At 70.4% G+C, this 12,169-nt stretch carries 11 protein-coding genes; 7 read left to right on the top strand and 4 right to left on the bottom strand.

Annotated features, from left to right (window positions below):
* Nucleotides 1–20: 20 nt before the first annotated feature.
* Entirely contained in the window at nucleotides 21–737 is a 717-nt protein-coding gene (locus tag ACFX43_RS14000) for a response regulator transcription factor (RefSeq protein WP_378823883.1), read from the bottom strand.
* A gap of 184 nt (nucleotides 738–921) precedes the next feature.
* Here ACFX43_RS14000 and ACFX43_RS13995 point away from each other — a divergent pair, with 184 nt between their 5' ends.
* The 4 genes from ACFX43_RS13995 to ACFX43_RS13980 all read left to right on the top strand — a co-directional run bounded on the left by ACFX43_RS13995 (nucleotide 922) and on the right by ACFX43_RS13980 (nucleotide 5,043).
* Complete coding sequence (locus ACFX43_RS13995; protein ID WP_378823864.1) at nucleotides 922–1,989, top strand: AAA family ATPase; 1,068 nt, start codon at nucleotides 922–924, stop codon at nucleotides 1,987–1,989.
* A complete protein-coding gene (locus ACFX43_RS13990; RefSeq protein ID WP_378823855.1) occupies nucleotides 1,986–2,939 on the top strand; it encodes a DUF58 domain-containing protein in 954 nt (317 codons plus the stop codon). The genes ACFX43_RS13995 and ACFX43_RS13990 overlap by 4 nt, the downstream gene beginning before the upstream one ends.
* A gap of 16 nt (nucleotides 2,940–2,955) precedes the next feature.
* Entirely contained in the window at nucleotides 2,956–3,954 is a 999-nt protein-coding gene (locus ACFX43_RS13985; RefSeq protein WP_378823843.1) for a VWA domain-containing protein, read from the top strand.
* Between the two features lie 237 nt (nucleotides 3,955–4,191).
* Nucleotides 4,192–5,043 carry a S1C family serine protease gene (locus tag ACFX43_RS13980; protein WP_378823828.1) on the top strand — a complete coding sequence of 284 codons (852 nt, stop codon included), beginning with the start codon at nucleotides 4,192–4,194 and terminating at the stop codon, nucleotides 5,041–5,043.
* Between the two features lie 38 nt (nucleotides 5,044–5,081).
* Here the strand turns inward: ACFX43_RS13980 and ACFX43_RS13975 are convergent, their stop codons facing one another.
* Together ACFX43_RS13975 and ACFX43_RS13970 are read right to left on the bottom strand one after the other, a co-directional pair.
* Nucleotides 5,082–6,761 carry an alpha/beta hydrolase gene (locus ACFX43_RS13975; RefSeq protein WP_378823800.1) on the bottom strand — a complete coding sequence of 560 codons (1,680 nt, stop codon included), beginning with the start codon at nucleotides 6,759–6,761 and terminating at the stop codon, nucleotides 5,082–5,084.
* Nucleotides 6,762–6,829: 68 nt separating this feature from the next.
* Complete coding sequence (locus tag ACFX43_RS13970) at nucleotides 6,830–7,384, bottom strand: LURP-one-related/scramblase family protein (RefSeq protein WP_378823783.1); 555 nt, start codon at nucleotides 7,382–7,384, stop codon at nucleotides 6,830–6,832.
* Between the two features lie 107 nt (nucleotides 7,385–7,491).
* On the opposite strand from ACFX43_RS13970, the gene ACFX43_RS13965 reads away from it, so the two are divergent.
* Genes ACFX43_RS13965 through ACFX43_RS13955 form a run of 3 tightly spaced genes read left to right on the top strand, consistent with a single transcriptional unit; the run spans nucleotide 7,492 to nucleotide 11,282 of the window.
* Nucleotides 7,492–8,946, top strand: coding sequence for a basic amino acid/polyamine antiporter (locus ACFX43_RS13965; RefSeq protein WP_378823777.1), 1,455 nt, complete (start codon nucleotides 7,492–7,494; stop codon nucleotides 8,944–8,946).
* Nucleotides 8,947–8,973: 27 nt separating this feature from the next.
* Complete coding sequence (locus ACFX43_RS13960) at nucleotides 8,974–10,224, top strand: arginine deiminase (protein ID WP_378823758.1); 1,251 nt, start codon at nucleotides 8,974–8,976, stop codon at nucleotides 10,222–10,224.
* 17 nt (nucleotides 10,225–10,241) lie between these two features.
* Nucleotides 10,242–11,282: a lysylphosphatidylglycerol synthase domain-containing protein gene (locus ACFX43_RS13955; RefSeq protein WP_378823720.1), complete on the top strand. Its 1,041-nt coding sequence runs from the start codon at nucleotides 10,242–10,244 to the stop codon at nucleotides 11,280–11,282.
* On the opposite strand, the gene ACFX43_RS13950 is transcribed toward ACFX43_RS13955, so the two are convergent.
* Nucleotides 11,200–12,135, bottom strand: a complete 936-nt coding sequence (locus tag ACFX43_RS13950; protein WP_378823684.1) for a DMT family transporter — start codon at nucleotides 12,133–12,135, stop codon at nucleotides 11,200–11,202. The two genes, ACFX43_RS13955 and ACFX43_RS13950, sit on opposite strands and share 83 nt — an antisense overlap.
* Nucleotides 12,136–12,169: the final 34 nt, after the last annotated feature.

Raw genomic sequence — 12,169 nt, 5'->3', positions numbered from 1 at the left:
TGTCGTTCGCTGACGCTCACTCATGCGGTCGCGCCCTGGTCGAGCTCGGGCAGGTCACGGAGCCGATAGCCGCGACCGACGACGGTCTCGAGCGCCGGAGCCTCCTCGCCGACGGTGAGCTTGCGACGCAGGGTGCCGACGGTGACCCGCACGGTCTGGGTGAACGGGTCGGCGTTCTCGTCCCACACGTGCTCGAGGAGCTCCTCGGCCGAGACGATGTAGGCGGGCCGGGTCATCAGGTAGCGCAGGACCGAGAACTCCTTGAGGGTCAGCCCGAGCTCCCGGCCACCCCGCCGGGCCAGCTGCCGGGCGGTGTCGAGCCGGATCGGCCCGTGCGTCAGCACGGCGGAGCCATCGCTGCTCGGCCGGCGCAGCAGCGCGCGCAGCCGCGCGGTCAGCTCGGCCAGCTCGAACGGCTTGGTCAGGTAGTCGTCAGCCCCGACGTCGAGGCCGCGGACCCGGTCGTCGAGGCGGTTGCGGGCGGTGAGCATCAGGATCCGCGGGGCCTCCTCGCCGGGGATCTCCAGATCCCCCGTACGCAGCGCCGCGGCGACCTCGAAGCCGCTGCCGTCGGGCAGGTTGATGTCCAGGACGACGAGGTCGTAGGCGTTCACGCCGAGCTTCTCGAGGGCGTCGGCGACCGATCCGGCCCCGTCGACGGCGTACCCCTCCCGCTGCAGCGCGACCCGCAGGGCGCTGACCAGGCCAGCCTGGTCCTCGACGATCAAGACCCTCACGCTCAAGAACGGTAGCGCGTGGCCGGGCCGGCGCCCATGCGTAGGACGTAATCGCTCTGTATCGGTTCCGCCCAGCTCTTTCGGATCGCTTTCGGTGCCGTTTCCGCTGGTTTTCGCCCTTCTTCGATGTGATCGGTCCTCAGCGGAAACATCCGTCCAGGACTCAGCCACCCAGGGGGCCCACATGTGGGAGACAGAGCAGAAGCAGCCGATCACCGAGCCGATCCGGTCCGACATCGGGACCAGTGCCGTCCTCGAGCGGGTGCTGTTCGAGGTCAAGCGCGTCGTCGTGGGCCAGGACCTGATGATCGAGCGGATGCTGGTCGGGCTGCTCGCCCGCGGCCATGTGCTGCTCGAGGGTGTGCCGGGAGTCGCCAAGACCCTGGCCGTACGCACCCTTGCCGACGTCGTCGGCGGCTCGTTCGCCCGGCTCCAGTTCACCCCGGACCTGATGCCCTCCGACATCGTCGGCACCCGGGTCTGGCGCCCGTCGGCGGAGCAGTTCGACACCGAGCTGGGACCGGTCTTCGCCAACCTCGTCCTCGCCGACGAGATCAACCGGGCCCCGGCCAAGGTGCAGTCGGCGCTGCTGGAGGCGATGGCGGAGCGCCAGGTCAGCATCGGCGGCACCAGCCATCGTCTGCCCGACCCGTTCCTCGTCCTCGCCACCCAGAACCCGATCGAGAACGACGGCGTCTACCGGCTGCCCGAGGCCCAGCGCGACCGGTTCCTGCTCAAGGTCGACGTCGGCCACGTCGAAGAGCTCGAGGAGCTGACCATCATCCAGCGGATGGGGACCCGGCCGCCGCGCGCCGAGCAGATCCTCGACGCGACCGCGCTGCGGCACCTGCAGTCACGAGCGGACCAGGTCTTCGTCCATCACACCGTCGCGCAGTACGCCGTCAAGCTCGTGATGGCCACGCGTACGCCGCATGCCTACGGGCTACGCCACCTCGAGGGTCTGCTGGCCTACGGCGTCAGCGCCCGCGGCAGCCTCGGCCTCATCACCGCAGGTCGTGCCCTGGCTCTGCTGCGCGGGCGCGACTACGTGCTGCCCGGCGATGTCGCCGACCTGGCCGGCGACATCCTGGCCCACCGGCTGGTGCTCACCTTCGACGCCGAGGCCGACGGGGTCGACCCCCGCGCCGTCGTGGACGCCGTCCTCGCCGTGGTCCCGCAGCCGCGGGCGACGCCGAGCGACGACGACTCCGAGACGGTCGAGCCGACGCCCGATGCGGAGCTGGCCTCGTGAACCCGGCACGGCGTTCCCTCGACGGCGCCTTCCGGCGGCTGGACCTGACCGTCCAGCGCCGGGTGAGCGGGCTGCTCCAGGGCGAGACGGCCGGGCTGCGGCTCGGGCCGGGCAGCGACGCCGAGGAGCTGGTCCCCTACTCCCCCGGCCACGACGTACGCCGCATCGACTGGAACGCCACCGCCCGCCTGGGCGACCCGCACGTCTGGCTCACCCAGGCCGAGCACGAGCTCGAGACCTGGGTCCTGGTCGACCGCACACCGAGCATGGCCTTCGGGACCGCGCTCGCCGAGAAGGTGGAGGTCGCCGAGGCGACCGTCTCCGCGATCGGCATCGTGGCCGACGGCCCCGGCAACCGGGTCGGACTCGGGATCCTCGATGCCGGCGGCGTACGTTGGCGCCCGCCCACCACCGGGCGCCGGGTCGCTCGCCGGCTGCTGACCACGGAGCCACCCTCGCCGCGTACGTCCGAGGCGGCGACCACCGGCCCCACCTTCGGCGCAGCGCTGGTCGAGCTCGGCCGGCGCGCCCGGATCCCGGGGTTACGGGTGATCGTGTCCGACCTGCTGCCCGCGGACGGGACCTGGGGGCGCCCCTTCGACTGGGAGCCCGCGCTGCGGCGGCTCACCGCGCGCCACGACGTGATCGTCGTCGAGATCGTGGACCCTCGCGAGCTCGACCTGCCCGCCGTCGGCCACGTCACGATCCTCGACCCGGAGACCGGCCGTCAGCACGAGGCCGACACCTCCGACCCGCGGCTGCGGGCGGCGTACGCCGAGGCGATGAGGTCGCTGCGCGAGCACAACGCGGGGGCCCTCCGGGCCGCCGGTGCGGACCACCTCAGGGTCTCCACCGACGACGACTGGGCACGCCTGCTCATCCGACTGCTGCGCCGCCGGGCACGGCATCCCCGACCGGCGCGCTCACGTTCGGCCACGGCCACCCACTGATCGGAAGGAGCCCTCGATGAGACTCACCCAGCCCCTGTTCCTGCTCGCGCTGGTCCCGGTCGCCCTGCTCGCCATCGGCTACCTGGTGATGCAGCGCCGCCGGATCAAGTACGCCCTCCGGTTCGCCACCGCGCCCATGCTCGAGCGCCTGGTCCCCCACCGTCCACGCTGGCGCCGCCACCTGGCCGCCGGGCTGGTTGTCGGTGCCTTGGCGTTGCTGGCCGTCGCCACCACTCAGCCCCAGGTCCGGGCGCAGGTGCCGTACGAACGCGCCACGATCCTGGTCGCCATCGACACCTCTGCCTCGATGACAGCTGAGGACATGCCACCCAACCGCCTCGAGGCCGCCAAGGCCGCCGCCGTCAGCTTCGTCGACCAGCTCCCGGCGCGCTACAACGTCGGGCTCGTCACCTTCTCCAGCAACGCTCGCGTCGTCTCCAGCCCGACCACCGACCACGCCCTGGTCGCCCGCAGCATCGAGGGTCTCGGTCCACCGGACGGCGGCACCGCCATCGGTGAGGCCGTCTTCTCCTCGATCAACGACCTGCGGCAGATCCTGGACGAAGCCGCGGCGGGTGGTCCGTCCGCCTCACCCTCACCCGGCTCCGAGGACGACACCGACGAGGAAGGGGCGCCGGCCCACCTCGTACTCCTCTCCGACGGCGGCAACTCCGCGGGTCGCAACCCGGTAGCCGCGGCCGAGGCCGCGCGGGAGGCGGGGCTGCCGGTCTCGACGATCGCCTACGGGACCGAGGGCTCCAGCGCTGCCCTGCCCGGCGGACAGTCGGTCGAGGTCCGCGAAGACACCCTGCGCGAGCTCGCCGACACCACCGGCGGCGAGTTCTACCGCGCCTCCAGCGCCGACGAGCTGCGCGAGGTCTACGACGACATCGGCACCCTCGTCGGATACCACGTCGAATACCGCGAGATCACCGTCTGGGTCGTCATCGGCGCCATGGTCCTCGCCTTCGTCGCCGCCGCGCTCTCCCTGCGCTGGTTCGCCCGGCTCATCTAGCCACCCCGAAATCCAGGACAGGAAGGCACTCTCGTGAACGACACCGCATCGCCCGGGCCCGGCCTCGGTCGGCCCACCGGACCCCAGCAGTGGACCATCGCGGCCCCACCCGCCCGTGCCGCCCGCCCGCTCCAGCCCGCACCACCACCCCCGATCCGACCAGTCGCACCCACGCCGGCACCACCGGCCGCGCCGAGGCCGACCCCCCTGTCGGCGCCCCCTCCGGCGCGACGTGTGGTGCGTGACCGCTACGGCAGGGTGCGGCTGGTCGCCCCACCACGCTCTCCCGACGGGGCCCCTCCACAGGGCCCGCCGACCGGTGCTCACCCGGAGCCGCCCGCCGCGCTGGCCAAGCGACCGCGACGTACGCGCACCGTCACACTCACCCTCGCGGCGGCCGTCGTCGCGGGCGCGGCGACCAGCGGCGCGATCACCCTCATCACGCCCGACCGCGAGCCCACCGCGGGCACCATCGCCGCCCCGGCCCCCGCACCCCAGGGAGGGGCGCCGACCAACGCCACCGAGGCCGCCGCCCAGCGCATCCTGCCCAGCGTGGTGCAGGTCCGCGCCGGCCGCGGCACCGGCTCCGGAGTCGCCATCGACGGCGTAGGCCACGTGGTCACCAACGCCCACGTCGTGCAGGGCTCCGACTCGGTGAGCCTGGTGCTGGCCGACGGCAGTACCACCTCGGGCCGCGTCATCGGCAGCGACGAGCGCAACGACATCGCGGTGATCGCCACCAACCCCAATGCCGTACGCGCCGCCACCATCGGTCAGAGCGGCAACCTCCGGATCGGCCAGCCCGTGATCGCCGTCGGCTCGCCCCTCGGCCTCAACGGGACCGTCACCTCCGGCATCGTCAGCTCACCACACCGTTCCTCCGGATCGAGGCCCGAGATGATCCAGACCGACGCCGCCATCAACCCCGGCAACTCCGGCGGCCCCCTGGTCGACCTGGAGGGCCGCGTCGTCGGGATCAACACCTCCATCGCCACCCTCGGCGGCCCCAGCGGCAACATCGGCATCGGCTTCGCCGTCCCCATCGACCGGGTACGCACCGTCGCCCAGGCCCTGATCAGCCTGGGCTGAGCGCGACGCCGCGACGGCTCACCCGACCGGGCCGTCGCTCAGCTCAGCCACCCCCGGTCGCCGATCACCGTGGCCAGCTCGTCGGTGCGCTGATCGGTCCATCCCGGGGGCGGCAGGATCGACGCCCAGGCGTACACCGGTGCGGTGCCGAACTGGTGGCCCTGCCCGCTGGGCACGGAGTTGGCCGAGAACTGGTCGACACCCAGCTGCAGCATCGTCACCCCGGGGATCCAGCGTACGTTCGGGGAGACGTCGCGGCCGCGCTCCTCCTCCAGCCAGTCCGGGCGCTCCAGCGCCAACGACGGCGACCACCAGGTGATCGGGTCGTTCGCGTGCTGGAGGTATCCGATCCGGGTGCCGTCCCAGGCCCCGGGCAGCTCCCACTCCTCGGGCCGGTCGGCGAAGCGTACGATCTCGCCGTCGTCCAGGATCGGCAGCACCTGAGGGGTGCCCGGCTCGCGTTCCTCGGTGAACCGGTTCCAGAGCCGGTTGTCGGCGGTCGGGCCGACGAACAGCGCGCCGTCGGTGCGGGTCGCGAGATCCTGGGCTCCGCTGAAGGCGGCCTCGCCGCCGAAGCTGCCCAGGCTCTCACCGCTCACCACCAGCAGCGGACGTTCGGCCTCGGGGATCTCCAGCCAGCGTCCGTAGACGGCGTCGAAGAGCGCCAGACCCGCGTCCTGCGCACGCTGGCGGTCCAGGACGAAGGACATCCAGCTCGGGAGGTAGGAGTACTGCAGGCTGACCGTCGCCGTGTCGCCACCCCACATGAACTCCAGCGCCTGAGCCTGGTTCTCGTTGATCCAGCCTCTGCCCGTGCCGGTCACCACGTTGATCACGGCGCGGTCGAAGCCGCCGAGCGCGTCGAGCTCGGCCACCGCGGCCTGCGCCTCGTCGCGGATGTCGACGCCTTCGGGGCCGGCCCCGATGTAGGCACGCACCGGCTGCAGGGCAGTCTCCTGGGTGAACTCGCCGATGTCCGCGGCGGTCGGCGCGCTCGCGATGAAGACCCGTCCCTGGCGGCCCAGGTCCTCCCATGCCTGGGACGAGGCCGGGCCGGCCGTGAGCTCGGGCATCGTGGGAACGGGTACGCCGGTGGTGAACTCCTCGTTGATCGTGGCGAAGCTGGAGTCGAGTGCTCCCAGCAGCCGGTTGCCACCCACCCCGATGGCCAGCTCGTAGATCAGGACCGCAGCGATCAGACCGCCGATCACGGTCGATGCGGCAGCGGGAAGGAAGCGGCCGACGAACCGGCCGATCGAGCCGCCCAGCGCCCTGATCCCCCGTGACAGTCCGAGCAGCAGCGCGAACAGGACCGCGGTGATCAGCACGGTGAGCACCAGGTGCCAGGCGCCCACCCGTTCGACCCCGACCAGGTCGCGTACCTGGTTCTCCCACCGCAACGACAGACCCAGCACCATCAGGGTGCCGACGCCGGCGACGCCGGCCAGAACCCGCCATGCGACCACTCGCGCCCGGCCGGCCAACCGGCCACCGCAGCTGCGGACCAGCCATCCGGCCAACGCACCAGCGCCGTACCCGGCCAGCATGCACAGCGCCGTGAGCAGCGCCTGGAAGAGCGCGGTCCGCGGCATCAGTGACGGGGTCAGCGAGGCCCAGAGAAGCACCACCATGCCGGCCGTCGCCGCGAACGGCGCTCGCAGCTGCCCCCGCAGCATGCTGACCGCGCGGGCGACCCGAGGGCGCCGGATGTCGCTCATCACCAAGACCCTAGCGACGGACGACGTGCGCCGACTCCATTTCCTCGGCGAAACCTGGACGGACCCCGTCACTTCGCAGGATGGACCATCGCATCCACCGCCACGGTCACGGCCAGGATGAGGGCAGGATCCTCGCCTGGTGCGACCTCGACACCGTAGGTGTCCCGGACGCGGAACCACTTCTTGGACACTTCGGCGATCTTGCGTCCGTCGGCCTCGACGTCGTACTCGTGGTCGACGATGTTGCCCTGGACCGTCCAGTCGTCCCCGTGCTTGCGGTCGACCTTCCAGCGTTCACGCAGGGGCGAGATGAGGGCCTTGTGCACGAGGGCGAGCTGCTCGCCGTCCGCGTCCTCGATCGCCATCGAGTCCCGGATGTGCAGGACCCTGGTCTGGATACGGCAGATCTTGTTGCCCTGGGCGTCCTCGAGATCGAACGTGTCGCGCAGCCGCAACGCCTTGCCATCGACGCGGAAGACGCGGTCGCCGTCCTCGTTCTCGATCCAGTAGTCGTCACCGATGGAGATCATCTTCTGACGCATCTGGAAGCGATGGGCGCTCCCCCCGCGCCCGAAGGCCTCACGTTCTTCTTGGCGCTTCTCGCGTCGGTCTCGAAAGCCCATCGTCGTCTCCCTTCACAGGACCATCCCAGAGTCGTCGCAGACGAGGCGGGGCGGATCACACGTTCCGGGTGAGGTGGACGGATCGGATCGGACATCAGATCAAGGGCATGAGTTCTGACGCTGCCACCACCGAAGCACCTGCCGTGGCGAAGATGAGTCTCCCGACCCTGACCGGGATGGTCGTGGGCGGGATGGTCGGCGCCGGGGTCTTCTCGCTGCCGGCCCGGTTCGGCGTCGCCACCGGCATCCTCGGCTCACTGATCGCTTGGGCGATCGCGGGCACCGGGATGCTCATGCTGGCGTTCGTCTTCCAGACCCTCGCGATCCGCAAGCCCGAGCTCGACTCCGGGGTCTTCATCTACGCCAAGGCCGGCTTCGGCGACTACGCGGGCTTCAACTCCGCGATCGGCTTCTGGGCCAGCTCCGTGGCCGGCAACACCTTCTACTGGGTGTTCATCGGCGCCACCATCGGCGCGTTCTTCGACGGGTTCGGGGACGGCGACACCGTGCTCGCGGTCGCGCTCTCGACCGTGGGGGTGTGGCTCTTCCACTATCTGATCGCGCGCGGGGTCCGCGACGCCGCGGTGATCAACCGGATCGTCACGATCTTCAAGGTCCTGCCGATCCTGGTTTTCATCGTGGTCCTCTTCATCTCCTTCGACGCCGGCGTCTTCGCCGACAACTGGGTCGCCACCGGCTACGGCGATCTCGGCAACCTCGACGAGCAGATCCGTAACACGATGCTGATCACCACCTTCGTCTTCATCGGCATCGAGGGCGCCAGCGTCTACTCCCGCTACGCCAAGAAGCGCGAGGACGTCGGGAAGGCGACCGTGCTGGGCTTCCTCAGCGTGCTGTCGATCTTCGCGCTGGTCACCCTCTCCAGCTACTCCGTCGTCCCGCAGCCGGAGCTGGCCGCCACCCGGCAGCCGTCGATGGTCGGGGTCTTCGAGTCGGTGGTCGGCGACTGGGGCGAGGTGTTCATCAGCGTCGCGGTGATCGTCTCGGTCCTGGGTGCCTACCTCGCCTGGACGCTGATGGCCGCGGAGGTCATGTATATTCCGGCCCGCTCCGACGACATGCCCGCCTTCCTGGGCCAGGAGAACCGGAACGGCACCCCGATCACCGCGCTCGTGGTGACGTCGCTGGGCGTCCAGGGGCTCCTGGCTCTCACCCTGTTCGTCAACGACGCGCTCAACTTCATGCTCGATCTCTCCACGAGCCTGGCGATCCTGCCCTACCTTCTGGCCGCCGCGTACGCACTCAAGCTCGGCCTGACCGGCGAGGCGTACGAAGGAGTGCCGGCGGCCGTACGTCGCAAGGAGACGATCGTGGCCGGCATCGCGACGGCCTACACGATCTTCCTCTTCGACGCCGCCGGGCTGAAGTTCGTGCTGCTGATGACGCTGATCCTCGCGCCGGCGTCGCTGCTGTACATCAAGGCACGCAGCGAGCGTGGCAGGAGGATCTTCAGTCCCACCGAGATCGCGCTGTTCGGCGCGATCCTCATCGGAGCGGCACTCGGCGTCTTCGGGCTTTGGTCCGGCCGGATCTCCCTCTGACCTCCGTTCCCAACAGAAAGGCATCTCATGTCCGAGCAGGAGCCCGCGTACGGCGTCCACTCCGAGGTCGGCAGGCTCAGGAAGGTGCTCGTCTGCGCACCCGGCCTGGCCCATCGCCGGCTCACCCCCAGCAACAACGACGAGCTGCTCTTCGACGACGTGATGTGGGTCGAGAACGCCCAGCGCGACCACGCCGACTTCGTGAACAAGCTGACCCAGCGTGGTGTCGAGGTCGTCGAGCTGCACGACCTGCTGGCGCAGACGCTCGCGGTCGCCGGCGCGAAGGACTGGATCCTCGACCGCAAGATCGTGCCGAACCAGGTCGGCCTCGGGCTGGTAGACGACACCCGCACCTACCTCGAGTCGGTCTCGGACCGGCAGCTGGCGGAGTTCCTCATCGGCGGCCTCGCGACCAACGACCTGCCCGGCGACTTCCGCTCCGCCTACGTCAGCCTCGCGCGGGAGTCGACCGGTGCCCGTGAGTATCTGATGCCGCCGCTGCCGAACACGCTCTACACCCGGGACACGACCTGCTGGCTGTACGGCGGGCTCACCATGAACCCGCTCTACTGGCCGGCGCGCAAGGACGAGACGCTCCTCTACAAGGCGATCTACCAGCACCACCCCGACTACGTCGGCTCGACCGTGTGGTGGGGCGACCCCGAGCAGGAGTGGGGGCAGGCCAGCTTCGAGGGCGGCGACGTGATGCCGGTCGGCAACGGGGTCGTGCTCGTCGGCATGAGCGAGCGCACCTCTCGTCAGGCGATCACCCAGGTCGCCAAGGCCCTCTTCGAGCAGGGTGCCGCGGAGAAGGTCATCGTCGCCGGGATGCCGAAGCTGCGGGCCGCCATGCACCTGGACACGGTCTTCACGTTCGTCGATCGCGACATCGTCACGCTGTATCCGACGATCATGGACGCGGTGCACACCTTCACGCTGGTGCCCTCCGACAGGTCACCCGGGGTCGAAGTGATCGACCACGGCGACGCGGCCTTCGTCGACGTCGTGGCGCAGGCGCTCGGGCTGCCCGAGATCCAGGTGATCGACACCGGCGGGGACGTCTACCAGTCCGAGCGACAGCAGTGGGACAGCGGCAACAACGCGGTCGCGCTCGAGCCCGGCGTGGTGTTCACCTACGACCGCAACACCCTCACCAACACGCTGCTGCGCAAGGCGGGGGTCGAGGTCATCACCATCGTGGGCGCCGAGCTCGGGCGAGGCCGCGGCGGCGGGCACTGCATGACCTGCCCGATCGCCCGCGATCCCGTGGACTTCTGAGCCGTCGCGGCCGAGCAGTGAGCACGCAGGAGATTCCTGACGTCAGCGCCGCCCGCCCCGGACGTCGCGCCTGGATCACGCGCATCGTCCTGCTGGTGGTGGCGGCGCTCAGCACCGTCACCGTCGTACGCCTGGTCGGGCGGGTCGACTGGGACGTGGCCCGGGACGCGCTGACGCACCTCAGCTGGTGGCATGCCATCGTGCTGCTCGCCGTCGTGCTGGTTCGCCAGATCCTGCTGGCGATGCCACTGAAGTTCTTCATCCGCGGCATGACGTTCTACCGGGCCACCATCAACGACCTCGGCGCGACGCTGATGTATCTCATCGCTCCGCCACCGAGCGACATCGCGCTCCGGGTCGCGATGTTCAAGTCGTGGGGGGTCAGCGCCGCCAAAGGCCTCGCCGGCACGGTGATGAACTCGCTGACGTTCTACGTCGCGAGATTCTCCGCCCCGCTCGTCGGGTTCGTCCTGCTGCTCGCCGTCGGCGAGTCCCCGTCGTTCCGGTGGCTCGAGCTGCTCAGCATCGCGATCGCGGTCGCCGTCCTCGTGACCGTCCTGATGGTCGTACGCAGCGACCGGCTCGCGCGTACCGTCGGAACCCGCAGCGGACGGATCGTCCGCCGGTTCCGGAGGACGGTCGATCCCGATCGCTGGGCAGACGCCTGCCAGAACTTCCGTGCCGACATCGCCGATCGGTTCCACAGCGGGTTTCCCCTGGCCGTGCTCTCACAGGTCGGCCACATGGTCGTCGACCTCGCCGCGCTCACGCTGTGCCTCCGCTTCGTCGGTGTCTCCTCGGACCAGGTCGGCTTCGTGTGGATCGCGATCGCCTACCTGTTCGCGTTCCCGTTCACAGTGTTTCCCCTCTGGGGGATCGGCATCGTCGACGCCCTCATCCTCGCCGCCCTGGTCGAGGCCGGTGGCCACGAGGTCGAGGCGGCGGCCGTCGCCGGGCTGATGGTGTGGCGGGTCTTCACCGTTGCCGTGCCGGTGCTGCTCGGCGCGATCGCCGTCGCGATGTGGCGGCGCGAGGTCGCGGGGCAAGGCCGGGCCTGACACGGCCTCCGGCCCGTTCTGCTCCCACCCCGGCCGCGACCACGAGCCCGATCCCGAGGACGGCGACGAGGTCGGGCGCCTGGTCGAGGGCGAAGAACCCGATCACCAGCGCGATCGCCGGCTCGAGCGCCATAAGGGTCCCGAAGGCACCGGCGGTGAGACGTCGCAGCGCCAGCATCTCCAGGGCGAAGGGCACCACCGGTACCAGCAGCGCCAGACCGAGGCCGGCCAGCAGGAGCTCGGGCGTGAGCTTCCCGACGATGCCCGGTCCGACCACGAAGGTGGCGACCAGGGCCGCGACCGGCATGGAGATCGCGAGTCCACCGATGCCGCTGACCGCGTCACCGACTCGCTGGGTGAGCAGGATGTAGCACGCCCAGCACACGGCCGCACTCAGGGCGAATGCCACGCCGACCGCATCGACGGCGCCGTCCCAGGGTTGGGTCAGGCACACCACACCACCGGCGGCCACGAGCGCCCACGCCCGCGCGATGCCGCGGCTGCGGAGGACAGCCACCCCGAGCGGCCCCAGAAACTCCAGAGCGGCGGCCGTGCCGAGCGGGAGCCGGGTCAACGCCGCCATGAACAGCAGGGTCAGGCCAGAGGTGACCACGCCGAGAGCGACACCGGCCAGCAGCGTCTCGCGCCTGAATGACGAGAGCCGCGGCCGGACGAGGACGAGAAGCACCAGACCTGCCCAGAACAGACGCAGCCAGGCGACACCCGCCGGACCGAGCTGATCAATCAGTCCCACCGACGCGGCGAGCCCGAGCTGTACGCAGAGCATGGCCGCCATCGCCATCGAGGCGCCGGTGCGAGCGGAGGAGGCGGGACGGACAGCCGGTCTGAACATGAGGCCCAGTTGACCTCATCCCATCCGTTCGCGT

Origin of the sequence: Nocardioides sp. YIM B13467, assembly GCF_042788075.1 — a bacterium.
GTDB lineage: Bacteria > Actinomycetota > Actinomycetes > Propionibacteriales > Nocardioidaceae > Nocardioides.
This window is presented reverse-complemented; position numbering and strand designations above follow the sequence as displayed.

Excerpts from the sequence above, each read along its gene's own strand:
- ACFX43_RS13965 (WP_378823777.1), top strand. The coding sequence starts at position 7,492 with ATGAGTTCTGACGCTGCCACCACCGAAGCACCTGCCGTGGCGAAGATG.
- ACFX43_RS13970 (WP_378823783.1), bottom strand. The coding sequence starts at position 7,384 with ATGGGCTTTCGAGACCGACGCGAGAAGCGCCAAGAAGAACGTGAGGCC.
- ACFX43_RS13950 (WP_378823684.1), bottom strand. The coding sequence starts at position 12,135 with ATGTTCAGACCGGCTGTCCGTCCCGCCTCCTCCGCTCGCACCGGCGCC.
- ACFX43_RS13985 (WP_378823843.1), top strand. The coding sequence starts at position 2,956 with ATGAGACTCACCCAGCCCCTGTTCCTGCTCGCGCTGGTCCCGGTCGCC.
- ACFX43_RS13975 (WP_378823800.1), bottom strand. The coding sequence starts at position 6,761 with ATGAGCGACATCCGGCGCCCTCGGGTCGCCCGCGCGGTCAGCATGCTG.
- ACFX43_RS13995 (WP_378823864.1), top strand. The coding sequence starts at position 922 with ATGTGGGAGACAGAGCAGAAGCAGCCGATCACCGAGCCGATCCGGTCC.
- ACFX43_RS13960 (WP_378823758.1), top strand. The coding sequence starts at position 8,974 with ATGTCCGAGCAGGAGCCCGCGTACGGCGTCCACTCCGAGGTCGGCAGG.